22 protein-coding genes are annotated in these 24082 nt (G+C 66.1%); 6 read left to right on the top strand and 16 right to left on the bottom strand.

The genetic code is table 11. The features are described 5' to 3' along the window. The first annotated feature begins 89 nt into the window (after positions 1–89). Entirely contained in the window at positions 90–848 is a 759-nt protein-coding gene (locus tag ACQPZ2_RS32050; RefSeq protein ID WP_433521855.1) for an NUDIX hydrolase, read from the top strand. Between the two features lie 691 nt (positions 849–1539). On the opposite strand, the gene ACQPZ2_RS32055 is transcribed toward ACQPZ2_RS32050, so the two are convergent. The 6 genes from ACQPZ2_RS32055 to bioB form a co-directional block, all read right to left on the bottom strand. Next, a complete protein-coding gene (locus tag ACQPZ2_RS32055) occupies positions 1540–1728 on the bottom strand; it encodes a hypothetical protein (protein WP_397087997.1) in 189 nt (62 codons plus the stop codon). Positions 1729–1801: 73 nt separating this feature from the next. After that, on the bottom strand, positions 1802–5821 hold the full coding sequence (locus tag ACQPZ2_RS32060) for a hypothetical protein (protein ID WP_433521856.1): 4020 nt from the start codon (positions 5819–5821) through the stop codon (positions 1802–1804). 140 nt (positions 5822–5961) lie between these two features. Then, positions 5962–6495, bottom strand: coding sequence for a DUF1353 domain-containing protein (locus tag ACQPZ2_RS32065; protein ID WP_433521857.1), 534 nt, complete (start codon positions 6493–6495; stop codon positions 5962–5964). Positions 6496–6587: 92 nt separating this feature from the next. Beyond that, entirely contained in the window at positions 6588–7316 is a 729-nt protein-coding gene (locus ACQPZ2_RS32070; RefSeq protein WP_433521858.1) for a DUF2567 domain-containing protein, read from the bottom strand. Between the two features lie 2 nt (positions 7317–7318). Next, positions 7319–7534, bottom strand: a complete 216-nt coding sequence (locus ACQPZ2_RS32075; protein ID WP_174566222.1) for a hypothetical protein — start codon at positions 7532–7534, stop codon at positions 7319–7321. A gap of 37 nt (positions 7535–7571) precedes the next feature. After that, a complete protein-coding gene (bioB, locus tag ACQPZ2_RS32080; protein WP_063042115.1) occupies positions 7572–8585 on the bottom strand; it encodes a biotin synthase BioB in 1014 nt (337 codons plus the stop codon). A 105-nt stretch (positions 8586–8690) separates the two neighbouring features. Here bioB and ACQPZ2_RS32085 point away from each other — a divergent pair, with 105 nt between their 5' ends. Then, positions 8691–9275 carry a TetR/AcrR family transcriptional regulator C-terminal domain-containing protein gene (locus tag ACQPZ2_RS32085; RefSeq protein WP_433521859.1) on the top strand — a complete coding sequence of 195 codons (585 nt, stop codon included), beginning with the start codon at positions 8691–8693 and terminating at the stop codon, positions 9273–9275. 39 nt (positions 9276–9314) lie between these two features. Then, the gene (locus ACQPZ2_RS32090) at positions 9315–9965 is read left to right on the top strand and encodes a nucleotidyltransferase domain-containing protein (RefSeq protein ID WP_433521860.1); all 651 of its coding nucleotides are present in this window, start codon (positions 9315–9317) and stop codon (positions 9963–9965) included. Between the two features lie 4 nt (positions 9966–9969). Here the strand turns inward: ACQPZ2_RS32090 and ACQPZ2_RS32095 are convergent, their stop codons facing one another. Beyond that, positions 9970–11388 (bottom strand): DHA2 family efflux MFS transporter permease subunit, encoded by a 1419-nt coding sequence (locus tag ACQPZ2_RS32095; protein WP_433521861.1) that lies wholly within the window; start codon positions 11386–11388, stop codon positions 9970–9972. Positions 11389–11544: 156 nt separating this feature from the next. Between ACQPZ2_RS32095 and ACQPZ2_RS32100 the strand changes: the two genes are divergently transcribed. Together ACQPZ2_RS32100 and ACQPZ2_RS32105 are read left to right on the top strand one after the other, a co-directional pair. Next, positions 11545–12510, top strand: a complete 966-nt coding sequence (locus tag ACQPZ2_RS32100; RefSeq protein WP_433521862.1) for a sigma-70 family RNA polymerase sigma factor — start codon at positions 11545–11547, stop codon at positions 12508–12510. After that, positions 12507–13055 carry a maleylpyruvate isomerase family mycothiol-dependent enzyme gene (locus tag ACQPZ2_RS32105; protein ID WP_433521863.1) on the top strand — a complete coding sequence of 183 codons (549 nt, stop codon included), beginning with the start codon at positions 12507–12509 and terminating at the stop codon, positions 13053–13055. Before ACQPZ2_RS32100 ends, ACQPZ2_RS32105 begins: the two co-directional genes overlap by 4 nt. 221 nt (positions 13056–13276) lie before the next feature. On the opposite strand, the gene ACQPZ2_RS32110 is transcribed toward ACQPZ2_RS32105, so the two are convergent. From ACQPZ2_RS32110 to ACQPZ2_RS32145, 8 genes are all read right to left on the bottom strand, one after another. After that, positions 13277–14467, bottom strand: coding sequence for an MFS transporter (locus ACQPZ2_RS32110; RefSeq protein ID WP_433521864.1), 1191 nt, complete (start codon positions 14465–14467; stop codon positions 13277–13279). 259 nt (positions 14468–14726) lie between these two features. Next, complete coding sequence (locus ACQPZ2_RS32115; protein WP_433521865.1) at positions 14727–16070, bottom strand: LLM class flavin-dependent oxidoreductase; 1344 nt, start codon at positions 16068–16070, stop codon at positions 14727–14729. Then, positions 16067–16816 carry an ABC transporter ATP-binding protein gene (locus tag ACQPZ2_RS32120; RefSeq protein ID WP_433521866.1) on the bottom strand — a complete coding sequence of 250 codons (750 nt, stop codon included), beginning with the start codon at positions 16814–16816 and terminating at the stop codon, positions 16067–16069. The genes ACQPZ2_RS32115 and ACQPZ2_RS32120 overlap by 4 nt, the downstream gene beginning before the upstream one ends. Further along, complete coding sequence (locus tag ACQPZ2_RS32125) at positions 16792–17658, bottom strand: ABC transporter permease (protein WP_433521867.1); 867 nt, start codon at positions 17656–17658, stop codon at positions 16792–16794. Before ACQPZ2_RS32125 ends, ACQPZ2_RS32120 begins: the two co-directional genes overlap by 25 nt. A gap of 2 nt (positions 17659–17660) precedes the next feature. Next, positions 17661–18749, bottom strand: coding sequence for an ABC transporter substrate-binding protein (locus ACQPZ2_RS32130; protein ID WP_433521868.1), 1089 nt, complete (start codon positions 18747–18749; stop codon positions 17661–17663). Between the two features lie 78 nt (positions 18750–18827). Beyond that, a complete protein-coding gene (locus tag ACQPZ2_RS32135) occupies positions 18828–19994 on the bottom strand; it encodes an alpha/beta fold hydrolase (protein WP_433521869.1) in 1167 nt (388 codons plus the stop codon). Positions 19995–20404: 410 nt separating this feature from the next. Then, positions 20405–21073, bottom strand: coding sequence for a dethiobiotin synthase (bioD, locus tag ACQPZ2_RS32140; RefSeq protein WP_433521870.1), 669 nt, complete (start codon positions 21071–21073; stop codon positions 20405–20407). After that, a complete protein-coding gene (locus ACQPZ2_RS32145; protein ID WP_433521871.1) occupies positions 21070–22218 on the bottom strand; it encodes an 8-amino-7-oxononanoate synthase in 1149 nt (382 codons plus the stop codon). The genes bioD and ACQPZ2_RS32145 overlap by 4 nt, the downstream gene beginning before the upstream one ends. Positions 22219–22351: 133 nt before the next feature. Here ACQPZ2_RS32145 and ACQPZ2_RS32150 point away from each other — a divergent pair, with 133 nt between their 5' ends. Continuing rightward, positions 22352–22672 carry a hypothetical protein gene (locus ACQPZ2_RS32150; protein ID WP_433521872.1) on the top strand — a complete coding sequence of 107 codons (321 nt, stop codon included), beginning with the start codon at positions 22352–22354 and terminating at the stop codon, positions 22670–22672. A 4-nt stretch (positions 22673–22676) separates the two neighbouring features. Here the strand turns inward: ACQPZ2_RS32150 and ACQPZ2_RS32155 are convergent, their stop codons facing one another. Beyond that, positions 22677–23981, bottom strand: coding sequence for an adenosylmethionine--8-amino-7-oxononanoate transaminase (locus ACQPZ2_RS32155; RefSeq protein WP_433521873.1), 1305 nt, complete (start codon positions 23979–23981; stop codon positions 22677–22679). Between the last annotated feature and the right edge of the window lie 101 nt (positions 23982–24082).

The following is a 24082-nucleotide window of genomic DNA, read 5'->3' on the forward strand; positions in this document are numbered from 1 at the left end:
GGCTCCTCTCCTCGTGCGCTCGGCCCTTGTGCCTTTTCACATGCCAGCCGATTCGCACCAAACCAGGTTTTCGACTTATAATCGAAAACGTGGCCCATAGTAGCACCATCCACGAAACACTCACCGCGGTGTTCCAGGTTCGGCGCTTCCCCGACAACATCACCGCAGGTAGTAGCCCTGCGCGCATGACAGATGAGCTGATTCGGCCATGTCCGCCCGGTCAGCGGACCGAACTCGCGGTGCTGCTGTGGGAGCGGGCACTCGACCCGCAGAAGGGCACCTGGTCGCTACCCGGCGGACGGCTGCGCGACGACGAAGACCTCAATGTCTCGGCCCGGCGCCAGCTCGCCGAGAAGGTCGATGTGCGCGAGCTGGCGCATCTGGAGCAGCTGTCGGTATTCAGCAATCCGGACCGGGTGCCCGCACCACGGCGGATCGCCTCGGCCTATCTGGGGCTGGTGCCGCTGACCGCGGACCCGCAGCTGCCCTCGGACACCACGTGGCATCCGGTTTCCCAGCTGCCGCGCATGTCGTTCGATCACGGCACGGTCGTCGAACACGCGCGCACCCGGCTCGCCGCGAAGCTCTCCTACACCAATATCGCCTTCGCGCTGGCACCCGAGCGGTTCACCATGTCCACGCTGCGCGAAATCTACTGCGCCGCGCTCGGTTACGAGGTCGACACGACGAATCTGCAGCGAGTTCTGACCCGCCGCAAGGTGATCACGCCGACCGGCGCGACCGCATCCCCCGGCCGGGCGGGTGGGCGCCCCGCGGCGGTCTATCGGTTCACCGACTCCGAAATCCGAGTCACCGACGAATTCGCCGCACTGCGCCCACCCACCTGACCCCCGCGATCGCCTGCCCCACGATCGCCCCGCCCAGTTCGGCGACCGCTCCCCCGAAGCGATCGCCGAGCTCGAAATGGACTGTGCCGTGGCCACTGCCATAGGGGCCACGGCATCCGAGCGTGCCCTGGTCACCATCGACCAGGGCACTCCCCTTCTACTCGGACAGCCCGCCGGGCACCCCCAGGTGCCCGGAGCTCAAAACGAACACCGGCCAGAGGCATGGGAATGCCGACTCCGCTGCCGCTGATTTCCAGGACATTGCTCTCCCCTCCGAATCGCTGAATCCTTCCGGTGATTCGCGGAGCCGAGACCGAAATCCAGCTCCGCGGTTCGAACAACTCACACCGTAGGGAGCGACCGCTCCGACCGGTACGGGATGCTGGGCAGAGTCGCCGAATATGGCTGGTCACAGTCGGATACGAGTTATCCGGACCGGAAGCCGGTCGCCTTTTCATCGTTTCGGAGCGGATGAATGCTTGTGGTGATGGGCAGTGAAGCCCTGCGGCAGAACCACTTTCGTGACTGTCCGATGATATCGCCACAAACGGGTTGCTCACCAGATGCCCAATGCCGAAAATCTGACACCGGGAGCCACCATCTCGTCCGAGCTGCTCTGCCCCATCGACAACAGAAAACCCCGTCCTCACATGCCTTCGCACGTGAAAACGGGGTCACATGGGACGCAACCTCAATCCCGCTCCCGTCCCTTATGTTTCGCCTTCCGCCGATACCGCCGCGCACTGGGAATCGGCTGCGCGGCACTGGACCGCCGCAACGCATCCCGCCGTCGCCACGCCACCAGATCCGCCCGCTCCGACTTCCCGACCTCCGGAACCAGCACCCCCTGCCCATGCCTGGTCAACACATCCTCGCTCATCGCCACCTCCTTCCCATGCTCGACCTTGTGCGCCAACGGTATCCGCGCCCCCAACACCGCCACCACTGATTTTTCACCCGCACGGCGGTTGGTATGGGAGCTGCGGCGCGTGATCCCGCCATACCTGTGGAGTAAGCAACCCACGTGTGACATCACAAACGCGGTCCGCTGCGTGCTGGGGGTCCAGATCCCACCACCGGATGCCGCCTGGTCCGCTCGCAGTCAGCAGGAACTCGCCCGCGGGGTGGAATGCCAAATACCGCCCGTCATTCGACACCGCGGTTGCGAGCGCATACCGCACCGCGACAGCGCGAACGCCCGTGCTGAAATCCCACATACGAACTTCCGAGTCGAGGTTCACCGACGCGAGCAGATGTCCATCAGGGCTGAACGCCAACGATGTGACCTCGACGGAATTGCCGACCAAAGGATCGCCGATAGGTGTGGGAGCAGCCGGATCGCTGACATCCCAGAGTCGGATGGTCCGGTCGTCGCTCGAGCTCGCCAAGACATGTCCGTCTGGGCTGAACGCGGCGCGCGTCAATCGCTCCGGCCGACCGGTCGATACTTGCCCGAGTCGTCGCGGCTCGGATGGGTTCGAGATATCCCACAACGCCACGTTTTCGCCGATAGCCGCCAGCACTCGACCATCTGGGCGCAACACCAGATCGCGCCCGCCCGCTACGTCGATCGGCGCGCCGACAGCACGCGGTCGCGCACGATCCGACAGATCCCATATCTGAATCGGCCCCTCCGACCCTGTCGGATTGTCCATGCTGAGCAAGTACCTCGAATCGGGAGTGAACGCCGCCGCATTCGAGCCGTACCTACTCCTCGGCAGTTCTGCCAAAAGCTGCGGAGCCACGGGATCGGAGATGTCGAACAGCGCCGCACCTTCCTTCATTCCTCTGACCAATATGGTGCGTCCATCCGGACTGACCACCACGTCCGGGAACGGATCCTTCATCGGTATTCGGCCCACCAGACGTACCGCGCGCGGATTGTCGGTGCGCAAGATCTCGACGGTTCCCGATGTTGTGCCATATGCCAGCACACTGCCGGTGGAATTCATATTCAGCCCGGTTATGCGATCGGCGAAGCCCGACGCACCAGACTGTGGATCGGGCAGCGACCACATCCTGATCGGACCTTCCAAACCCCCGGTCAGCAGGTGTCCACCAGGACCGAATGCGAGGGCCCGCACAACGCCGATGTCCTTCATAGTCGGGGTGCTGAAAACAACCGGCTGCTCCGGATTGTCGAGCCCCAGAACGGTTATTTTCGCGTCTGTGAACCCGATCGCCAGCTGCCTGCCGTCCGAACTGAATGCCCACGGGGCACCCACCAACGACGAGCCGACGACGATCGGCCTTCCGATCTGGCGTGGTATCGCCGGATCGGACAAGTCCCAAAGCGACACCGTCTGACTTTCGCCACCACCCACGGCGAGGATCCGACCATCCGGACTGAAGATGGCGGCGGAGCCAGCACCGAACAGTCGGCTGACAGGCCGAACCTGCCTGGGGTCGGCAATGTTCCAGAGTTGTAGGTTGTGCTGGAGATCAATGGTGGTCATCAAACGCCGATCCTGGCTGAATGCCCCGATATACGATACGGCGCCGAGGTCCGAAAATTGGGTCTCGATGGGTCGCGGATCTGCTGGATTCGCTATGTCCCAGAACGCAACCGCACGATCGCCGCCGGAGATTGCGAGCACCTTTCCATCCGGACCGAAGCTGAGGACACCGCTACCCCCGGTCGGAATCGGTGCGCCGATCGAGATCGGATTTTCCGGTGCCCGCACATCCCACAGCCGCACAGTCCGGTCGTAGCTCGCCGACGCGAGCAGACCTCCGTCTGGACTGAACGCAACCGAAACGACCGAGGATTGGTGCCCGACAATCGGTTTGCCCAATGCGAATGTGTGCGCAGGATCGGACGAGTCCCACAGGCGAACGGTCTGGTCACTACCGACGGAAGCGAAGACCTTTCCGTCCGGCCGGAGGGCGAAGTCCCACACTACGCCCACATGACCGACAAGCGGCGTCGCCAGCGGCGGGGTCTGCGTATCGAGCAAACGTGCCCGAGTTTCGAGATCATCCGGCCGAAGCTTGTTCGCCACCAGGACCAGCTGAGCCGAGAGTGATGGATCTCGATCGCGTAGTCGGTCGGCCTCTGCGAGAAGCCCGGCGAAAATCGCATTGTCGCGTTGGGTTTTCGCAGTGCCACTCTGCACGAAGGCAACACCGGCCAGCACAAGTGCGATCACACCGAGCAGGGCCAGCACCGCCATCCGCGCCGACGACCGCCGCTGCGTACGCAGCCGTGCCTGCTGTGATGCCGCCAGGAACTCTTCCGCCACGACGCCGATCGAGCCCTTGTCCGCATGCTCCTGCATGGTGATCAACCGCGCGCCGCGGTAGAGCAGCGAGGGATCGCGATCACCGGTCGCCCAGTCGGCCGCGTCCGCTTGCAGCCGTTGACGTTCCAAATATCCGACTCGGTCCTCGTCGATCCACATGCGTAGGCGGGGCCAGGCGTCGAGGACGATTTCGTGTGTCAGATAGGCGGATTCGGCGTCGAGGGTGATCAGTCTGATGCGCGCCAGCACTTCTAGCGCGGTCTCGGCGGCGGCCACTGTTTGTTGGATCAGTTCGGTGCGGGTTACTTTGCGGCGGGTGTCGCGGGAGTCGTCGCCGACTGCTACCAGGCCGAGGAGTACCTGTTTGCCGATGGACTGTTGGAATTCGGTCAGTTCGCTCCAGGCTTTTTCGGCGGTGGCGGCGACAGAGCCGATGACGCCGCCCGCTGCGTGGTAGCCGTCGATGGTGAGGCGGGTGCCGTCGCGCCGCTGCCATACCGCCGCCATCACGTGCGAGACCAGGGGTAGGGCGCCGGGGTCGTAGGCTCTGCGGTCGCCGCCGAGTCCGCACAACTCGCTGATGACGAGTTCTTCCAAGCCGGATTCCAGTTTGTAGCCTGCCAATTCGGCGGGGCGGGTGATGGCTTCGGCGAGTTCGTCGAGACGCATCGGGCCGAGGAGGTAGCTACGGTGTTTGAGAGCGTCTTCCAGGACGGGGATGTCGAGGCAGCGGGCGTAGAAGTCGGCGCGGACGGCGATAACGACGGCCGCCGGTTCGCGTTCGCCGCGGATCGCGAGATGTTCCAGGCTGGCGAGGAAGAGCGCACGTTCGTTCTCGTTGCGGCACAGGGTGAAGAGTTCTTCGAACTGGTCGACGATCAGGAGTCGACGCTTGCCCGTGCCCCATTCAGCGAGCGCAGTAGCGACGGATTTTGTGGAACCGTTGGCGTTTTCGGAACCAGCGATGGGCCGTAAGTCACTGGCGAGTACCGAGCTTTCTCCGCGCCCGGCGTCGTCCACGTGTCCCGCATGCACAGCAACGTCAGTCGACACGGCTCCGACTGCGCCATCTACAGCCTCCCCGCCGGATTCCGCGCAAACGGCCGCGAGCAGTGCCGCGACAGGTGTGGCACCGGGAGTCACGGTTGCGATCGCCCACTCCTCGACCGACTCGGTGATGGCAGGAACTAAACCCGCTGCCAGCAGCGAGGATTTACCCGCGCCGGAGGCACCGACCAGCATGACAATGCCGCCGTCGCCCTCGGGACCCACTGTGGCGCGGACCAATTCGGCCAGCTCCGCGGTCGGCCGTGTCCGGCCGAAAAACAACTCGGCGTCGGCCCGCCGGTAGGAGGTCAAACCGAGATAGGGACTTTCGGTGGCTTCGGATGCCGGATCCCAGGCATTCGAAGCCGCCCACAACCGTTGCCATTCCTGCACATCCAGTAGTGCGGGCGGCACCGGCTTACTGGACTTGCGCGCCTCGTCGATCAGCGTGAGCAGGACGGGCAGCAGGGATTCGAATCGCGCGGGCACGTTGCGTCCGGACTTCCAGTCGCTGATGCGCTGGACCGAGGCTCCGTTCTTCTGGCCGGGCGCTCGTGCCGCCCGCATCCGTACCTCCGCCGCGGTCGCCACCCGACGCAACGTCGGATTGCCCGCGGCCTCGAACAGCGCGGCGAATTGTTGTGCGAAAACGGTTCTCGGCGACGGTCGCAGACGCGATTCCATCTGTCCTCCTGCACGTTCCGATAGCGGGAGCGACACCCCCTGGCGTGCAATGAGACTAAGACGGGTCGCGAACGCGAGCCTCGATCAGAACAGGCGAATACGCAGGTCGAACTGTTTGAAGAGAGTTCCGGACCGGACGGTCAGGCGGTCTTCATCTGGGGTTGTGGTGGTGGGGCGGCGGTGCGCTGTCCGACGCGCGCTAGAGTCCAGAACACCAACTCCACCAACCAGAACAGCCACAGGAATACCTGCACCACGACGACCGGGATCGCCAGGAACAGTATCGAGGGAATCGCGACGAGCAGAAAGCGTGCGATATCACCGAGAGTTGCGCCGCGCAGTCCGCTCCCCGAACGCACTGCGGCCCACATCATCCACCGGCGCGGTACCGATACGTTGAACTCGTGTAGGCAGCGGCGGAACAGGCCGTCCGCGTCGGCGGTGCTCACCTCGTGCGAGCTCCGCAAATAGTCGTGCAGGATGGCGGCGCGGGTGTAGGCGCCGTAGCGGGGTATCAGCCAGACCAATGCCCGCGGCACCGACGCGAAGTCGGTGCGGAAGCCCGCTGGGATGACGAATTCCTGTGTGGCACCGTGATAGACGAGCGGCTCGACGACCCGCCAGAATTTCGCGTCGAGTTCTTCGACCACTGGTCCGCTACCGACGAAGGCCACGATCCGTTCCTCTCTGAACGCACAGCGTGTCCCATAATTCTAGGCCGTTCTGGTACGTCTGTGCCGCCGCGTGGGCAACGGTTCGGATAACGTCAGCGCGCGCGATCCGAACCGGGCGGTCCGAAGCCGTCATACGGCACACCGTAGGGCACCGGCCCGCCATTCGCAGCGCCACGATACGAATCGGCATTGTCGACGGACGCGAATCCGCTTGCCGCAGTGAAGTATGGCCGCGAATCGCCGAGCGGTCCGCTGAAGCCGGTGCCGAGATCCTCTGTCGGACTGAGCGCAGCGAGGAACAGCACGATCAGCGAGGCGAGCAGCGGTTGCACGAGCAGCGCCAGCCAACTGCCGACGTCCACTGGCAGCAGTACGATCTGGCCGACCGCGGGGTCGTGGGGCATAGGATGTTGCCACTGCATTATCTGCTCGCCGACCTTCGACATCACGTAAGCGCCTGCGCCGGAACCGATCAGCAGCCCCAGTTGCAGCAGCGGTCCACGCACGCGACGCCAACGCCATGCGCCGATCGCCGTCAGCACACCCAGCACCGCGCCGATGCAGACGAAGATCGCCAGCGCGTCGAACTGGTGCACACTCTCCCCGGTCAGGGCCGCGCCCTTGGCCGGTACCTCGCCTGCGCGCGCCTTGACCACCAGATACTGCTCGGCGGGCGCGACGAAGGCCCACACCACGCCGCCGACGACGCTGAGCAGTACCACACCGACCGCGATCAGCGCGGCGGCCCGCAGCTCGCGCCGCACGCCCACCAGCCGGGCCGAGCCCGGCGCGGCGGTGCCGACGTCGCCGTATTCGGCCACCACTAGCGGTGTTCCAGATTCTTCGAATCCAGCACGCCGTGCCGCGAGCATTTCGCCCACCAGCCGTCCGGGCTGACCTGCACGATCATGCGCCGACCGCACTGCTCACAGAAGCGCGGCGGCTCCAGTCCCAGTGCCGCGGCGGCCGGGACCGTATCGTCGAGCCCCGGCACGATGCGTTTGCCGGTGAACGGGTTGTAGCGCTCGTCCATATCCATGACAGTACTCACGGCGCCAGCCTCTTTCGTGACCGATTCAGAGTGTTTCGTTGAGCGCCTTGATCGGCATCTTCAGCTCACCGAGCAGATCCAGGTCCGCTTCGGCGGGCCGACCGAGGGTGGTCAGGTAGTTGCCGACGATGACGGCGTTGATACCGCCGAGGATGCCCTGCTTGGCGCCGAGGTCACCGAGGGTGATCTCGCGACCGCCCGCGAAGCGCAGGATGGTGCGAGGCAGCGCGAGCCGGAATGCGGCGACGGCACGCAGTGCGTCGGCGGCGGGCAGCACCTCGAGGTCGCCGAACGGGGTGCCGGGACGCGGGTTGAGGAAGTTCAGCGGTACCTCGTCCGGCTCGAGCTCGGCCAGGTTCGCCGCGAATTCCGCACGCTGCTCCAGGGTTTCGCCCATGCCGAGGATGCCGCCGCAGCAGACCTCCATACCGGCCGCGCGCACCATGCGCAGGGTGTCCCAGCGCTCTTCCCAGGTGTGCGTGGTGACGACGTTCGGGAAGTGCGAACGGGAGGTCTCCAGGTTGTGGTTGTAGCGGTGCACGCCCATGGCGGCGAGCTGGTCGACCTGCTCCTGGGTGAGCATGCCGAGCGAACACGCGACCTGGATGTCGACCTCGTTGCGGATGGCCTCGACACCGGCCGCGACCTGCGCCATCAGCCGCTCGTCCGGACCGCGCACGGCCGCGACGATGCAGAACTCGGTGGCACCGGTCTTGGCGGTCTGCTTGGCGGCTTCGACCAGGCTGGGGATATCGAGCCAGGCGGCGCGCACCGGCGACTGGAACAGGCCCGACTGCGAGCAGAAGTGGCAGTCCTCGGGGCAACCGCCGGTCTTGAGGCTGATGATGCCCTCGACCTCGACCTCGGGACCGCACCACTTCATGCGCACGTCGTGTGCGAGGGCGAGCAGTTCCTCCAGCCGGTCGTCGCCGAGCCGGAGCACCTCGAGGGTCTGCTCCTGCGTCAGGCCTTCGCCGCGCTCGAGCACCTGCTCGCGGGCGGTCGCCAGAATGTCGGTTTGGACGGGTGCCTGGGTCACTGCACGAATCCCTTCGTCCGGCCGAGGTGGCCGTGCAACTTGAACGGTGTTCAGGCTAGGGTAGCGGTAACAAGTGAGTCAAAGCACCTCGGGGAAGGAAACAGCGTGCAGCTGCACCGCGCGGACGTGGTCGACGGCGCCATCGCCATTCTCGACCAGTACGGTCTCGCCGACCTGACCATGCGCAGGCTCGCCGGTTCACTCCAGGTCCAGCCCGGTGCGCTGTACTGGCACTTCCCCAATAAGCAGGCGCTGCTCGGCGCGGTCGCCGACCGGATTCTGGCCCCGATGGAGGATCCGATCGAGGCCGAGGACTGGTCGGACCAGATCACCGAATTGGCGCACCGATTGCGCGGTTGCCTGCTCGCCTATCGCGACGGAGCCGAATTGGTCTCGGCGACCTATGCCTCCCGGCTCACCACGAGCAAGGGTCGGGAACGGCTCGTCGGCGCCGCGATCCGGGGCGGGATGCCACGGCCGGAAGCGGAACTCGCGGCGTACACGCTGCTGTACTACGTGCTCGGACAAACCGTGGACGAACAGTCCAGAATGCAGATGGATTCGGCCGGTGCGCTCACCGACGACGCCTCACCGCTCAACGAAACCCCGGACGCGACAGCGCGTTTCGACTTCGGTCTGCAACTGTTCGTCGGCGGCGTGCGTCATCTGCTCGGCACCCGCGTACGCTGAATCCTTTCGTCGGCGCACACGCCTGGAAGGAACGTCCAGATGCCTGATCCGGATGTTGGAGAGTCCCCCGAGGACGGGCGGGCGGTTTCGGCGGAGGAATGCGAAAGACTGTGGGCGGCGTGGACGCCCGCCGAAGTCGCGCAGCGGTTGTCGGATGTCACGGTTCCGTGGTGCGTGACCGCGGGGTGGGCGCTGGATCTGTTCACCGGCGGCGGGGCTCGGGAACACAGCGACCTCGAAATCGGTGTCCCGCAAGGCAGATTCAGCGAGGTTGTCGCTGCTTTTCCCGGTTTCGAGTGGGACGTTATCGGTGACCACCGAATCTGGCCGTTTCCGGCGAAGTCGGCAGACTTCCATCAGACCTGGCTACGCGAACCCGCGATCGGGTGCTATCGGCTCGACGTGTTTCGGGAACCGCACGTCGGTGATCGATGGGTGTGCCGCCGCGACCCATCGATCACCCTGCTCTACGAAGATCTGATCCGCCACACCAGCGAGGGCATTCCGTACGCGACTCCCGAAGTCGCGCTCCTGTTCAAGGCAAAGGCACGCCGCGACAAGGATGAAGCCGATTTCCGTCGTGCGCTACCCATGATGGACCGCTCCCAAAGGTCCCGGCTGTTCGAGTGGCTGTCGCGGGTGCACCCCGATCACCCATGGCTGGAAAGCATTTCGCCCCACCAGGATTGACGGCTCAGACGGATACTGTCACCCCCTCGAGGTCAACTGCTGCGCCCGCCCTGCGCCCGGGCAGTGCGAGTGCGACCACCGCGCCCAGCAGAGCGAGTGCCGCACCGACTTCGATCGCCTGGCCGAATCCGTCGGTGAATTCATCCACTGAACCGTATCCACCGGCTGCGGCGAAAACCGCTGCCGCGATGGCGATTCCGAATACCCCGCCCAACTCGCGCATCATGCTGTTGGCACCGGCCGCCTTGCCGAGCATCGCGTGTTCGACCGCGCCGACCACCGAACTCTGTGCCGATGGCAGCACCATCGACGTGCCGACGCCGGAGACGATGAACGGAACGACGAAGGAGCCGTACGTCATCGCCGGGTCGGCGATGACGGCGATCCAGAGCATGCCGCCCGCCATCAGGGCCAGCCCGCTCACCATCAGAGGCCGCTCCCCGATCCGGTCGGCCAGCGCACCGGCGACCGGTGCGCAGAAGAACAGCGTGAGGGTCCATGGCAGCAGGCGCAATCCGGCGCCGAGTGGGCCGTAATGCAGGACCGCCTGCAGGAACTGCGCGTAGAAGAACACCTCACCGAACAGGGCGGCGAAGGTGAGGAAGATGGCGGTATTTCCCGCCGCGAAACCGCGATTCACGAAAAGCCGCATCGGGAACATCGGTTCGCGGGTGCGCGCTTCCCAGACCGCGAAGGCGATCAGCAATGCGATCCCGCCGACCAGCGCGATCAGCACCTCCGAACTCGACCAGCCCGCGATATTGCCGCGCACCAAACCCCACACCACACCGAAAGCACCGCCGGTGACCAGCGCCAATCCGGTGCCGTCCACCGCGGTGTCGGGGCCGGAGCCCTCCGGAACACGGGCCGCCACCAGCGGCAGAGCGATCAGCCCGATCGGCACGTTCAGCCAGAAGATCCATTGCCAGGACAACCCCTGCGCGACTGCCCCGCCGACCAGCGGGCCACACGCGACGGCGAGACCGGTGATGCCCTGCAGCAGCCCCATCGCCATACCGCGCTTCTCCGGCGGAAACGCCGCGCTGACCAGCGCCAACGCCAGGCTCGTGATCAATGCCGCGCCGATGCCCTGCACCACGCGGGCGGCGATGAGGGTCGCGACGGTGGTCGATATCGCGCAGGCCGCGGACGCGGCGACGAAGATACCGAGCCCGACCATGAACATCCGCTTGCGTCCGAAACGGTCGCCGAGTACCGCCGCGGTCATCAGCAAGACTGCGAAGCTGAGGTTGTATCCGTTGACGGTCCATTCGAGCGTCTGCAGCGACGCCCCGAGGTCGTGCCGGATGGTACTCAGTGCGGTGGCGACGACCAGGGTGTCCAGTGCCGCCATCAGCGACGCGACCGCGCCGAGTACCAGCACCCAGCGCTGTGTCACCGCCGAAACGATTGGTGTGCTCACGGTGATCCTTCCTTTGGTTTCGGTGTGCCAGATGGTTCGGGCACGCACAGATACCGACCGACCACCGCCCGAAACTCATCGCACCGATGAGTTCTGGGCGGCGCGGCGGTCGATATTTCAGAGGGACACCATTCGGGGCACCCGGAAGGACTGCATATGACCGACCGCGACGAATTCGCCGCCCGTACCGCGCCGTATCGGCGTGAACTGCTCGCCCACTGCTACCGGATGCTGGGTTCGGTCGACGATGCCGAGGATCTGGTGCAGGAGACGCTGCTGCGGGCCTGGCGCGGATACGGCGATTTCGAGGGGCGCGCTTCGATGCGGACCTGGCTGTACCGGATCGCCACCAATGCGTGTCTCAATGCGCTCGAGCAGCGACGCCGGGTGCTGCCCACCGGATTGTCCGAGCCCACCGCGGATCCCACGCGCCCGGTGAACTTCGCGCCCGAGATTCCTTGGCTGCAGCCGATACCGGATGGGCTCGTCGCACCCGAGACCTCGGATCCGGCCGCCATCGTCACGGCGCGCGAGGGTATGCGGCTGGCATTGATCGCCGCCTGGCAGCATCTGCCGCCGCGTCAGCGTGCGGTGTTGATACTGCGAGATGTGTTGCACTGGAAGGCCGCCGAGGTCGCCGAGCTGATCGGGACCAGCGTTGCCGCGGTCAACAGCATGCTGCAGCGCGCACATGCGTCGCTCGCGGAACTGGAGCCGGACACGCCGGTGGCCGAGCCGGGCGACCCCGAAATCCGCGCGCTGCTGGACCGCTATGCCGCCGCATTCGAAGCCGCCGATATGGATACGCTCGTCACGCTGTTGCGGTCGGATGCGGTGTGGGAGATGCCGCCGATCGAGGAGTGGTTCCGCGGCAATACCACGATCATCGAGCTCGTTCGGGCGAAGTGTCCCTATGGCGCGGGCGAGGTCCGGATGGTGCCGATCGCCGCGAACGGTCAGCCCGGATTCGCGTTCTACCTGCGCGGTCAGGCGCAATCGCTGCAGATCCTGACGGTGACCGCGACCGGGGTCGCGCATGTCGTCTCATATCACGACAGCTCGATGTTCGCGGCGTTCGGACTGCCCACGTCGTATGTATCGCCCGAGCCCGCACTGCCATGAGCGATGATCTGCTCGAGCGGGCCGTCGCGTATCTGCTGTCGGTACTGCCCGGCATCGGTTCCGATCTGTCAGGGCCCACGCCGTGCCAGGGCTGGAATACGCGCATGCTGCTCGCGCATGTGGACGAGTCGATTGCCGCATTGCGGGAAGGTCTGGCGGGTGGGCGGGTTCGGCTCACGCCGGGTGCACCGCTTCCGAATTGTGCGGGGACGCTGCATATTCGAAGTCGAGCCGTGGCCCTGCTCGGTGACTGGGCGATTGAGCACCCCGGGTCGGTGGTCGTCTTCGGGAAGCCGGTGCCCGCCCGCGTCCTCGGGATCGTCGGTGCTCTCGAATTGACAGTCCACGCTTGGGATCTCGCCGCCACCGATCGCCAAGCCCCATCGATCCCGGAGCATCTCGCCCGCGAGTTGCTGGCGGTCGCACCGGAACTCGTCCCGGTCGCGGACCGGTGGCCCCTGTTCGCTCCGCCGATCGAACCGCCGACCAGCGCCCCGGGCGACCGGCTGCTCGCCTATCTCGGCCGAGTTCGACCGGCGTCCTGAGCACTCGAGCGCATCGGCGCAGGCTTCGCATACCAGCGAATACCTCGCACAAGACGCAATCTATTCGAGGCAAGCACTGGGTGTGCGCCGTAAACAGGACTGGCACGCCGAACGCGATCAGCGTCTCGCAGTACCAAAGCGCATAGGAACCGGGCCCTCGAACACCTCGCAGAAGGTGCACGGCACGTACCAGGGTGCTGCGTTATGGGCGGGCCGAGCGCTCAGTCGGGCGTCCGGGCATGGTCGCGGCGTGCTTCTGCGAACACGGCGGGATAGGCGCCAGGGAACCAGCGGTGCATGGCGACCGCGCCTGCGAATACCGCAGCGGCGACGGCGAGCGCCGAGGCACCGAGAACCGTTGCGGCACTGATCAAGCCGACGGCAATCGGTCCCGCGAACATGCCTATGTCATGCGTCAGACGCCAGGCGCCGAGGAATTCCGCACGCTGGCCCGGCGGTGCGACGCCCGCGCCGACAGTCATGATGATGCCGTTGCTCACGCCATTGGCGAGCCCGAGCAGGACGGCGGCACCGGTGAGTTCGAGCGCCGTCGAGGTGAGTGGCAGCGCTGCGAAGCCGACCGCGAACAGCACCATCGACGGCACGCCGGTGGCGCGGCTGCCGTAGCGATCGAGCAGGATGCCGCCCGGATAGGACAGCAGCACGTCCATTGCTCCGGCGATGCCGAATATCAGGCTCGTAGCGGCGGCACTCACGCCGATATGCGCGGCCCACAGCGGGAGCAGCGCGGTACGCGTCGCCCTGGCACCACCCATCAGCAGTGCCGCCAGACCGAGTGTGCCCAGCACCCTGCGGTTTTCGACGACCACCGAACGCAGGGTGTGATCGGCGGCATCCGCATCGTCGGCGACCGCCGACCGGATGGCGAGCATCGCCGCGCCCGATGCGACGGTCGTACCGAACTGCAACCACAGCGCACCGCTCGGCCCCATCGCATACACCATTCCCGCCCCGATGAACGGTCCGCAGAACGATCCGAGGCGCGAGGCACCGGCCAAAGCCGAGAACGCACGCCCCCGCTCGTCTGCTGGCACAACAGCCACGATGTAGGACTGTCGCGCCAAACCCCACACCGCACTGGCGGTTCCATTGAGCAGCACACCAACCGCCAGCACCCCGGTATGCGGGGCGAAGATCGCGCACAGCACCCCGACCACACCGAGGCCCGATCCGACGGCGATCGCCCAGCGTTCCCCGATGCGCGCGACGATCCGCCCCGCGGGCAGATCGGCCAGCACCATCCCCAACCCGCTCAGCGCGACGACGATTCCGGCGACACCGGCCGACGCACCCAGATCCAATGCGCGCAACGCGTACATGGGTGCGGCCGCGCCGGATCCGATGCCGTAGAGCACCACCGGCACGAACACAGTCCACACCAGTGAACGCAAGCGTACGGATTCTGTCGTGGCGCCGACGCGCTCGCTCATAGTGCCCGCGCCGTGCGAGGGCACCGGTGCGGATAGCCCTGCGCTGGACGGGACATACAAGGTTGCTCACGTCGAAAGCTCATGCAGCACATGCCTTCCCACGACGAACCCGCCCTGCCGCGGCCGCCTGGTACCAGCCGGGTTCCGCGCCAGCGTGGCGTTACCCGTTGGGCCCGACGATGGAAATCTCGCTCGGCTCGATGCGGACCGATACAGCCGCTCACTGCGCGAGCGCCGGTCGCCGGGCGTGCCGGCTCTCCGGGCGCGGCAGACCGAAGTGGTCGCGCAGTGTGGTTCCGGTGTATTCGGTGCGGAACAGGCCGCGCCGCTGCAGGATCGGGACGACCTGCTCGGCGAAGACCTCCAGACCACCCGGGTAGTAGGGCGGCATCACATTGAAACCGTCGGCGGCGCCATTGCGGAACCATTCCTCGATGGTGTCCGCGACCTGCTCCGGCGTACCGGCGAAGACCCGATGTCCACGGGCACCGGCGAGACGATGCAGCAGCCCGCGCACGGTGGGCCGTTCCCGCTGCACGATTCCGGCGACTACTTGCCGACGACTGCGCTCGTTGTCGGTGACATCGCCCGCATCGCTGAACAATTCGAGCGGCACCGGTTCATCCAACGGCAGGTTCCGCAAGCTCTCCCCGGCGATGCCCTCCAACTGCTTCAGCCCGTATTCGGGCACCGTGAGCTCGTTGAACTCCCGCTCCAACTGTTCGGCCGCCGCCTCGGTATCGCCGATGAACGGGCTGATGCCGGGCAGGATCTTGATCTGCTCGGCGTCCCGGCCGAATTCGGCGGCCTTGGCCTTGATATCGGCATAGAACGCCTGCGCGTCTTCCAGCCGCTGATGCGCGGTGAAGATCGCCTCGGCGTACCGGCCCGCGAAGGCCCGGCCGTCATTCGATGCACCGGCCTGTACGAGCACCGGATGTCCCTGCGGGGTGCGCGGCGCGTTGAACGGCCCACGCACGCTGAGGTACTCGCCGACGAAGTCGATCGGATGGATCTTGTCCGGGTCGGCGTAGATGCCCGCCTCCTGGTCCAGCAGGATGGCGTCGTCCTCCCAGCTGTCCCACAGCGCGACAACCGCATCGACGAATTCTCGCGCCCGCGCGTATCGCGTCGCGTGATCGGGATGTTTGTCGAGTCCGAAATTCGCTGCGGCGAGGTCGGTTCCGGTAGTGACGATATTCCAGCCCGCCCGGCCACCGGAGATGTGATCGAGTGTGGAGAACAGCCTGGCCAGGTTGTAGGGCTCGTAGTAGGTGGTGGACGCGGTGGCGATCAGCCCGAGATGGGTTGTGGCCGTCGCGATCGCGGTCAGCAGGGTGATCGGTTCCAGACCCGAGGCCGCATTGTGCTTGACATTGGTGCGCAGCGCGGGCCCGTCGGCGAAGAACACCGCGTCGAGTTTCGCGGCTTCGGCCGTGCGGCCGATCTCCTGGTAGTAGGCGACATCGTAGATCCGGTCGGGTCGGCTCTGCGGATGCCGCCAGGCCGCCTCGTGGTGTCCGGAGGGGTAGATGAACGCATTGAGGCTGAGTTGGCGGGTCATGAGGCTTTCTTCTCATCGTGCAGGGCCCCGACATCGACGCCGAGGCTGGCGAGCAGCAGCTCGCGCAGGTGGTTGAAGTCCGGATCGATGTGGCGGCGTGGACGTTCCAGATCGATGCGCTGGTCGACGGCGATACGTCCCTCATCGAGGACGAGTACGCGGTCGGCGAGCAGCACCGCTTCATCGACATCGTGGGTCACCAGCAAGACGGCGGGCTTGTGCCTGGCGCACAGGTCTTGCAGCAGCACATGCATTTTGATGCGGGTGAGCGCATCCAGCGCACCGAAGGGCTCATCGGCCAGCAGCAACTCCGGCTCCCGGACCAGCGACCGTGCCAAGGCGACGCGCTGCTGCTCACCTCCGGAAAGCTCCTTGGGCCAAGCCTTTTCCCGCCCGGCGAGACCGACTTCGGCCAGAGCGGTGCGACCGCGCTCGGCGGCGTCGCTACTCTTCAAACCGAGAGTCACATTGTCGAGTACCCGATTCCACGGCAGCAGCCGCGAGTCCTGGAACACCACCGCACGTTCCGTCGGCACTCGCAACTCACCCGAGCCGAGCACATCGCGATCCAGTTCGGCCAGCGCACGCAGCAAGGTGCTCTTACCCGAACCGCTGCGCCCGAGCAGGGCGACGAATTCGCCGCGCGCGATATCGAGATCGATACCGTGCAACACAACGCGGTCACCGAAACCCCGGCGCAGCCCGCGGGTTCGGACCACATTCAGTCCGCGATCGTCTGCCGCCATGACAGCGCCCTCCGTTCCGTCGCGCGCACGGCGAGATCGCCGAACAATCCCAGCAGGCCGTAGATGACCAGGCCGACCACGATGACGTCGATCTGGCCGTAGGTACGCGCCTGCGTCATCAGATAGCCGATGCCGCTGGTGGCGTTCACCTGTTCGACCACGACCAGGGCCAGCCAGGAAATGGTTACCGCCAGCCGCAGGCCCGTGAAGAATCCGGGCAGCGAACCGGGCAACGCGATCCGGCGGACGAATCCCCATCGCGAAAGACCCACCGTCGCGGCCAATTCCACATAGCGGCTGTCGACACCACGCAATTGCGCATGGGTATTGATGTAGATCGGAATCGCCACACTGGTCGTGATGACGATGAGCTTCATGTCCTCCCCGATGCCGAACCACACGATGAACAGCGGGATCAGCGCCAGCGTCGGAATCGAGCGTTTGATCTGAATCGGCCCGTCCAGCAGGGCTTCACCGACGCGGCTCAATCCGGCGATCAAGGCGAGCACCACACCGATCACCACGCCGAGCCCGAGGCCCCAGGCCGCGCGCTTCAGCGAGGTCAGCAGGTTCGACTGCAGTCTGCCGTCGGCGAGCAGATCGCGTGCGGTCTCGGCGACCGTCCACGGCGCGGGCAGTGTCTGCTCATCCAGTGCGCCCGAGGCGGATCCGATCACCCATGCGGCGATCAGCAGTACGGGCCCGATGGCGATGCCGAACGGAATCGGGCGGCCCGGTCCGAGCCGGGGACGAGTCGGCTTGCGGCGGGCCGATACCGGCTCCGCGGCGGTGCGTGAACTTCGTCCGATCCGGCCGAGTACACCGGCATCCAAGGTAGCCATCGCTATTTCGCCTTCGGTTCGAACGCGGCGCCGCTCTCGGTGACGGCCTGGATGATGACGGCGTCGAAGCGCAGATCGAAATCGTCCGCGGCGCGCACCTTCTTGGGCAGTTCGCCCGCGTTGTCGATCGCGTCGATGGTGCCCTGCTGGCGATCGATGAGCTGCTGATCCAGATGCGGGAAGGTGTAGGTGCCTAACGAATCGACGATGCGTTTGGCATCATCGGCGCTGACCTTCTGGTTCTCGACGTAGTACTTGCGCGCCCACTCCTCCTGGTGGGTATTGACCCACTGGTAGGCGCGAATATAGGCGGCGACCACCGCCCGAGTCGCAGCTGCCTTGGCCGGATCGGTCACCGCGGCGCGGCGCGCGTACAGATAGCCGACACCGCCGTAGATGCCGGTGGTCTCCGAATCCGGGATCAGTGAGGCGCCCGGGGTACGCAACAGCCGGGTGACGTTCGGTTCGGCCAGCGGCGCGATATCGACCTGGCCGGTGCGCACCGCGTCCAGGAACTCCGCGAGCTGCAGCCGAACCAGTTGCACATCAGTGGGTTTCAGCCCGGCCTTGGCGATCGCCCGCAGCACCGCGGCCTGCTGGGCGGTGCCCTCCGCGTAGGCGATCTTCTTGCCCTTCAGGCCGGCGAGCGTGGTGGCCGTCTTGCCCGGCGCCACCGCGAGTTTCAGTGCGTTCGGATTGGATTGGTAAGCCGCGACGATCGGCACATCCTGACCGGCGACCTGCGCATGGATCGGCGGGACATCACCCACGGTCGCGACATCGGCGGCGCCGGCCCGGAATGCCTCCAGGATGGCCGGTCCACCGATGAAGTTGGCGAACTCCACCTTGAACGGAAGCTTGTCGAGTTCGCCGGAGAACTGGAGTACCGACTTGAACCGCTCTTGCTGATCGGCGAGCACGAGCTTTGTGCCCGCGGGGATTTCGGTGGGCAGCGGGGCGTCGGTTTTACCGACCGGCTTGTCGTCGCTCGCGCAGCCGGTCACACCCAGGCTCGCAACGGTCGCCGCAGCGAGCAACGCGGCAATAGTGCGGCCGTGCAGGCCGGTCAGGAACGTACGTGGTCGGAACATGCGGTGATTGAATCAAGACGAAACCGGCCCGCATACGGTTTGCCTTAGCCTGATTCCAACACAGGGCCCGATGCCGACTCAGCGCGGCGCCGCCGCGGAGATCGTCGCGCGCACCTGCTCCTGGTATCGCTGGATGAACGGCAGGATCTGCTGGTCGATGATCCGGTTGTACTCCTCGGGGCGCTGCATCGGATTGGCGTGTCCGGTATTTCGCGGCATGACGACCAGCAGCGAGCCGTCGACGCCACCGGCCCGCTCGATGAGTACCTGATGGGAGTACTCGACATCCACCACCCGGTCGTTATCCGGATTGCGCGGGCGGATGAAGACGATGGCCGGGCGCGGTTTGCCGTCGGCGGGCCGGGACAGCGCGCGCAGATCGTTGATCGCACCGCCCGCCACGATCGCCAGGAACTGCGTCTCGATCAGGCCGTTGCTTGCCACGTCTTTGGAGAAGACCTTGTCGCGCAACACTTCTTCGACGACATCGCGCATCGGCTCGAGCCGGACTCCGGGCAATCCGTTGGCCCCGCGATCGACGAATCGGTCACGGCGCGCATAGGTTTCGACCGCCAACCGCAGGGTGCGACTTTCCCGCGCCCCCGGCAGCCAGCCCATCCAGCGCACCATATCCTCGCCCGCACCGCGACTCTCCGGACGCACCGCGTTCAAATCCACCGGCGTGCAGTCCAGCATCACTCCCACCAGGCGCAGGTCGCTGTCGAGGTGGATATGCCGCGCGACCTCGAGCGCGATGACCCCGCCCATACTGTGTCCGACCAGCACAACGTTCTTCAGCCCCGACATCTGGGCGGCGCGGATGATCAGATCCGCGATCACCTTGGTGTCGATACCTTGATTGTCGTATTTGATGGCCCAGACCACTCCCATATCGCCGAGGGCGGGCAGCGCGGCCGCGGTATTGCTGGCATTGAGTCCACCGAGACCGACCATATCGACGACGACCGTGTCCCAGTCGCGATCGTGCGCGGGGGTCGCGATCGGCAGGACGGCGGGTTCGGTGCGCGCGAGCCGATCGCGTTCGGGGGTGACGTCGTGCACCCAGTACTGGGCGAACACGATGAGCCCAGCGAGCAATATCAAGGCGACCCGCAGCAGCGCCAACCTGGTGCGGCGCAACGTCTGCCACCCGTGCCCGAGACGAGTCTCCCGAAGCCGGGCCCTCCGTCGCGCGTCGTCCCAGTCCGAGACGGTGGACGGGTGCCGATCGTCCAACGGCGACATCTTCTCCACTCTAGGTACGGTTCGCGAGTGCTGCCAGGCAAGTGCGCGTGGCAATCGCTGAGTTGGCGGTGGAAATATTCGCCGACAACCGGTCGCAAACCCACGACCAGCAGGTCGAGGTGACGCGCGTCGTCGCAGGTCCGCACACAGCTCGAGCGCTGGAATCTGGTGCCTGTGTTCAGTATCGAGCCGTGACGATGACTGTTGCCGCGATCAGGGCAGTTCGCCGGTTTCGGCGAGAGTGGCGAGCTTGCCGCGGGGGATGCTCCAGCCGAGTTCGTTGTGGTCGAGCGGGCAGTCCGTCGTGCACGGCGTTGATCTGGGTGCCGCCGTCGGCGTCGACCAAGTCGATGGTGATGGTCATCTCGCCGGTGACCGATGGATGGTAATCGTGCCGGGGCCGATTCGGGTCAGTCCGCCCAACTGGGAGTGAACCAACCGGGTGCAACGGCGGAGAACCGCTCGCGATCCCACCCACCCGCACCCGCGGGCACCGCGCCGACCAACTCGACCCCGGTAACCCGAGACAGATCAGTGCGATTGCACTCCTCCGCGAGCCCGGGCTCATCCGGCCAGGAGCCGATAACCAGCCCCGCACAGCGGACACCGGCGGATGACAGTGCACGCGTGGTCAATTCGCTGTGGTTGAGAGTCCCGAGTCCAGCCGCGGCGACGACGAGTACCGGAGCATCGAGCTTCTGCGCCAGCTCGAGCAGCGTGAATTCGCCGAGGCGGACCAGCAATCCGCCCGCGCCTTCGACCAGGGTCAGATCCGCATCGGCGAGAGAGTCGATGGCGGCGGCGGTTTCACTCAGCGTCAATAGCGGCTGCCCGCACCGGCGCGCGGCGGTGTCCGGAGCCAACGGATCGGGATAGCGCGCGATCTCGACCGTTCTCGTGACACCGGTGAGGCGTTCGACCTCGGCTAGATCGCCGGGTTCACCCGGCGCCACACCGGTTTGGGCCGGTTTGCACACCGCCACCGACCGACCGGCGGCCAGCGCGGCTGCGGCCAGCGCGGCGGTCACTACGGTCTTACCGACCTCCGTCGAGGTACCGGTCACGAACAGCACACTCATGCGATCACCAATCCACGCGCCTGCGCCAGCACCTCGCCGAGGACCGTTGCGATGGTATCGAGTTCGCCGGGAGTCAGATTCGCCCGTGCGGTGAGCCGTAGCCGCGATGTCCCCTCGGGCACCGTCGGCGGACGGAAGCATCCGACATCGAGTCCACGTGCGCGGCATTCCTGCGCGGCGTCATACGCGACCTGCGCCTCGCCGAGCACCACCGAGACAACCGCCGAATCCGGTTCCGCCACACCGGCAATGCGCGCGATATCGGCGGCCCGCTCCAACACCCGACCCGCCATCTCGGGCTCTCGGCGCAACAACCGCAGCGCCGCCCGCGCCGCACCGACCGCGGCGGGTGCGAGTCCGGTATCGAAGATGAACGTCCGCGCCGAATCGATCAGATGCGCACGCACCCGCTCGCTGGCCAATACCACACCCCCCTGTGCGGCAAGGGCTTTCGACAGGGTCGCGGTCACGACAAGATCCGGTTCCCCGGCCAAGCCGACCTCGTGCACCAGCCCGCGCCCACCCGCGCCGCGCACACCGAGCCCGTGCGCCTCATCCACGATCAGTACCGCGCCATTCGCCCGGGTGACCCGGTGCAACTCGGCCAGCGGAGCCATATCACCGTCGGCACTGAATACCGAATCGGTAAGTACCAGCGCCCGTTCCTCAGTCCGATCGGCCAGCAACCGCTCGACCGCCTCGACATCGCAATGCGCGGCGATCTCCACGCGCGAACGCGAGAGCCGGCAGGCATCGACCAGCGAAGCGTGGCTGGCCGCATCGGAGACGACCAGCGCGCCCCGCCCGGCGAGCGCGGTCACCACTCCGAGATTGGCGGCGTAGCCGGAGGCGAAGACCAAACCGGCCTCGGCGCCGACGAATTCGGCGAGTTCGGTCTCGAGTTGCTCGTGTTCGGAAGTGGTGCCGGTGACGAGCCTGGATCCGGTGGACCCGGTGCCCCAGCGTCGCACGGCCTCGATCGCGCCCTCGATGACCTCCGGATGACGTACCAGCCCGAGGTAGTCGTTGGAGGCGAGGTCGATCGATGGCGACTGTGCCGCACGGGGTCGCAGCTCACGGCGCAACCCGACGCGCACGCGCTCGGCGGCGCGTTCGTCGAGCCAGCCCAACGGATCGGTAGTCACAGCTCCGCAGCATACTTGAACACCGTTCAAGCCGCATGGGCGGGGTCTGGTACTGGTACCGTGGGAGCCAATCGTTGAAGGTCGCCACCGACCGACGGTGGCGCGGCATTTCCGCCAAAGGGAGTAGGGCCGAATGCCACGGTGGGCGATAGTCGTCGAAGAGACAACAGGTTCCGGCGATCACAAGCGTTGGTCGCCGCGGGTGCTCGCGGAGGTGGTCGGCACGCGCGAGCAGGCCCTGGCCAAAATGCACTCGCTCGTGCCCACTTTCACCCCGCAGCATCCGAGACTTCCGGGTCGCCGCGTCCTGCTGCGCGACGGCGACAACTACCTGCTGATCGCCTCCGGCTGGGCCGACGATTACCACTGCGTCTTCCGGGTCTGGGAGATCGTCTCCGACACCGACCGTCCCGAGAACGCGGAAACCGCGCACGACACCCGCAAACGCGCCTGACGCGTCAGGCCTGAGCGGCGGCGACCATACCGGCGGTAATGCGTTCGATGTCCTCGGTCGTGCTGATGAAGGGCGGCATGGTGTAGATCAGATCGCGGAAAGGACGCAGCCAGACGCCCGCTTCGACGGCGGCGTGGGTGGCTTTGCGCATATCCACCGGATGATCGAGTTGCACAACGCCGATCGCCCCCAGCACCCGCACATCCGCCACCCCGGGCAGCGAACGCGCCGGGGCCAGACCGGCATTCAGCTCCGATTCGATACGGGTCACCTCGGCGCGCCAATCCCGTTGCAGCAGTAGCTCGATCGAGGCCACCGCGACCGCGCAGGCCAGCGGATTACCCATGAAGGTCGGACCGTGCATGAGCCCGCCGTGCCCGGCGCTGATGGTCTCCGCGATCCGGGAGGTGCAGAGCGCGGCGGCCAAGGTCAGATACCCGCCGGTGAGCGACTTGCCGACACACATGACATCCGGGCTCACCGCGACGTGATCGGCCGCGAAAAGCGCTCCGGTGCGCCCGAATCCGGTCGCGATCTCATCGAAGACCAGTAGCACCCCGTACTCGTCGCTCAGGCGCCGCAGATCGGTCAGATACCGCGGATCGTGCCAGCGCATCCCGCCCGCACCCTGTACGACCGGCTCCACGATGACGGCCGAGAGTTCCTCCGCATGCGCGGCCAGCAACCGTTCGAACTCGGCCACGTACTCGGCCGAATACTCACGCGGCGGTGCCGGTGCGAAGATCTGCTCGGCGAGCACATCGGTCCACAGCGCGTGCATGCCGCCCTGCGGATCGCACACGCTCATCGGCGTGAAGGTATCGCCGTGATACCCGCCGCGCCAGGTGAGCAGCCGCCGCTTCTCCGGCTTACCCGCGGCGCGCCAGTACTGCAGGCACATCTTCACCGCGACCTCGACCGATACCGAACCGGAGTCGCACAGGAATACTTTGTCCAGACCGGCGGGCGTCAGCTCGACGAGCAACTTGGCCAACCGAGCCGCCGGTTCATGAGTGAGCCCGCCGAACATCACATGACTCATCCGCTGCGACTGTGCCACCAGGGCGGCATCCAGTACCGGATGCCGATAGCCATGGATGGCCGCCCACCACGAACTCATCCCGTCGACCAATTCCCGACCGTCGGCGAGGGTGAGCCGGGTTCCGGAAGCACCGGAAACCACCAGCGGTTCGGTCGTCGCGGGAAAGCCGCCGTAGGGATGCCAGACATGTTCGGCGTCGATGGCGGTGATCTCGTCAGGGGTCAGGGAGGTGGCAGTCGGCGGAGCCGGCGGGGTGGGTGAACTCATGCCACAGGATTCCTCGCGATCGCGTGACAGCCCAGCTGGGCTTGAACGGTGTTCAAGTTACCACTCGAGCTGCGCGCGCACGATCCCCCGTCGATTTCCAC

The organism is Nocardia pseudovaccinii, from assembly GCF_050942345.1.
Taxonomy (GTDB): Bacteria; Actinomycetota; Actinomycetes; order Mycobacteriales; family Mycobacteriaceae; genus Nocardia; species Nocardia pseudovaccinii.

Bases quoted from the DNA above. Each gene is read 5' to 3' on its own strand.
- ACQPZ2_RS32055 (WP_397087997.1), bottom strand. From the start codon at position 1,728: ATGAGCGAGGATGTGTTGACCAGGCATGGGCAGGGGGTGCTGGTTCCG.
- ACQPZ2_RS32060 (WP_433521856.1), bottom strand. From the start codon at position 5,821: ATGGAATCGCGTCTGCGACCGTCGCCGAGAACCGTTTTCGCACAACAA.
- ACQPZ2_RS32075 (WP_174566222.1), bottom strand. From the start codon at position 7,534: ATGGATATGGACGAGCGCTACAACCCGTTCACCGGCAAACGCATCGTG.
- ACQPZ2_RS32090 (WP_433521860.1), top strand. From the start codon at position 9,315: ATGCCTGATCCGGATGTTGGAGAGTCCCCCGAGGACGGGCGGGCGGTT.
- ACQPZ2_RS32100 (WP_433521862.1), top strand. From the start codon at position 11,545: ATGACCGACCGCGACGAATTCGCCGCCCGTACCGCGCCGTATCGGCGT.
- ACQPZ2_RS32105 (WP_433521863.1), top strand. From the start codon at position 12,507: ATGAGCGATGATCTGCTCGAGCGGGCCGTCGCGTATCTGCTGTCGGTA.
- ACQPZ2_RS32115 (WP_433521865.1), bottom strand. From the start codon at position 16,070: ATGACCCGCCAACTCAGCCTCAATGCGTTCATCTACCCCTCCGGACAC.
- ACQPZ2_RS32120 (WP_433521866.1), bottom strand. From the start codon at position 16,816: ATGGCGGCAGACGATCGCGGACTGAATGTGGTCCGAACCCGCGGGCTG.
- ACQPZ2_RS32125 (WP_433521867.1), bottom strand. From the start codon at position 17,658: ATGGCTACCTTGGATGCCGGTGTACTCGGCCGGATCGGACGAAGTTCA.
- ACQPZ2_RS32130 (WP_433521868.1), bottom strand. From the start codon at position 18,749: ATGTTCCGACCACGTACGTTCCTGACCGGCCTGCACGGCCGCACTATT.
- ACQPZ2_RS32135 (WP_433521869.1), bottom strand. From the start codon at position 19,994: ATGTCGCCGTTGGACGATCGGCACCCGTCCACCGTCTCGGACTGGGAC.
- bioD (WP_433521870.1), bottom strand. From the start codon at position 21,073: ATGAGTGTGCTGTTCGTGACCGGTACCTCGACGGAGGTCGGTAAGACC.
- ACQPZ2_RS32150 (WP_433521872.1), top strand. From the start codon at position 22,352: ATGCCACGGTGGGCGATAGTCGTCGAAGAGACAACAGGTTCCGGCGAT.
- ACQPZ2_RS32155 (WP_433521873.1), bottom strand. From the start codon at position 23,981: ATGAGTTCACCCACCCCGCCGGCTCCGCCGACTGCCACCTCCCTGACC.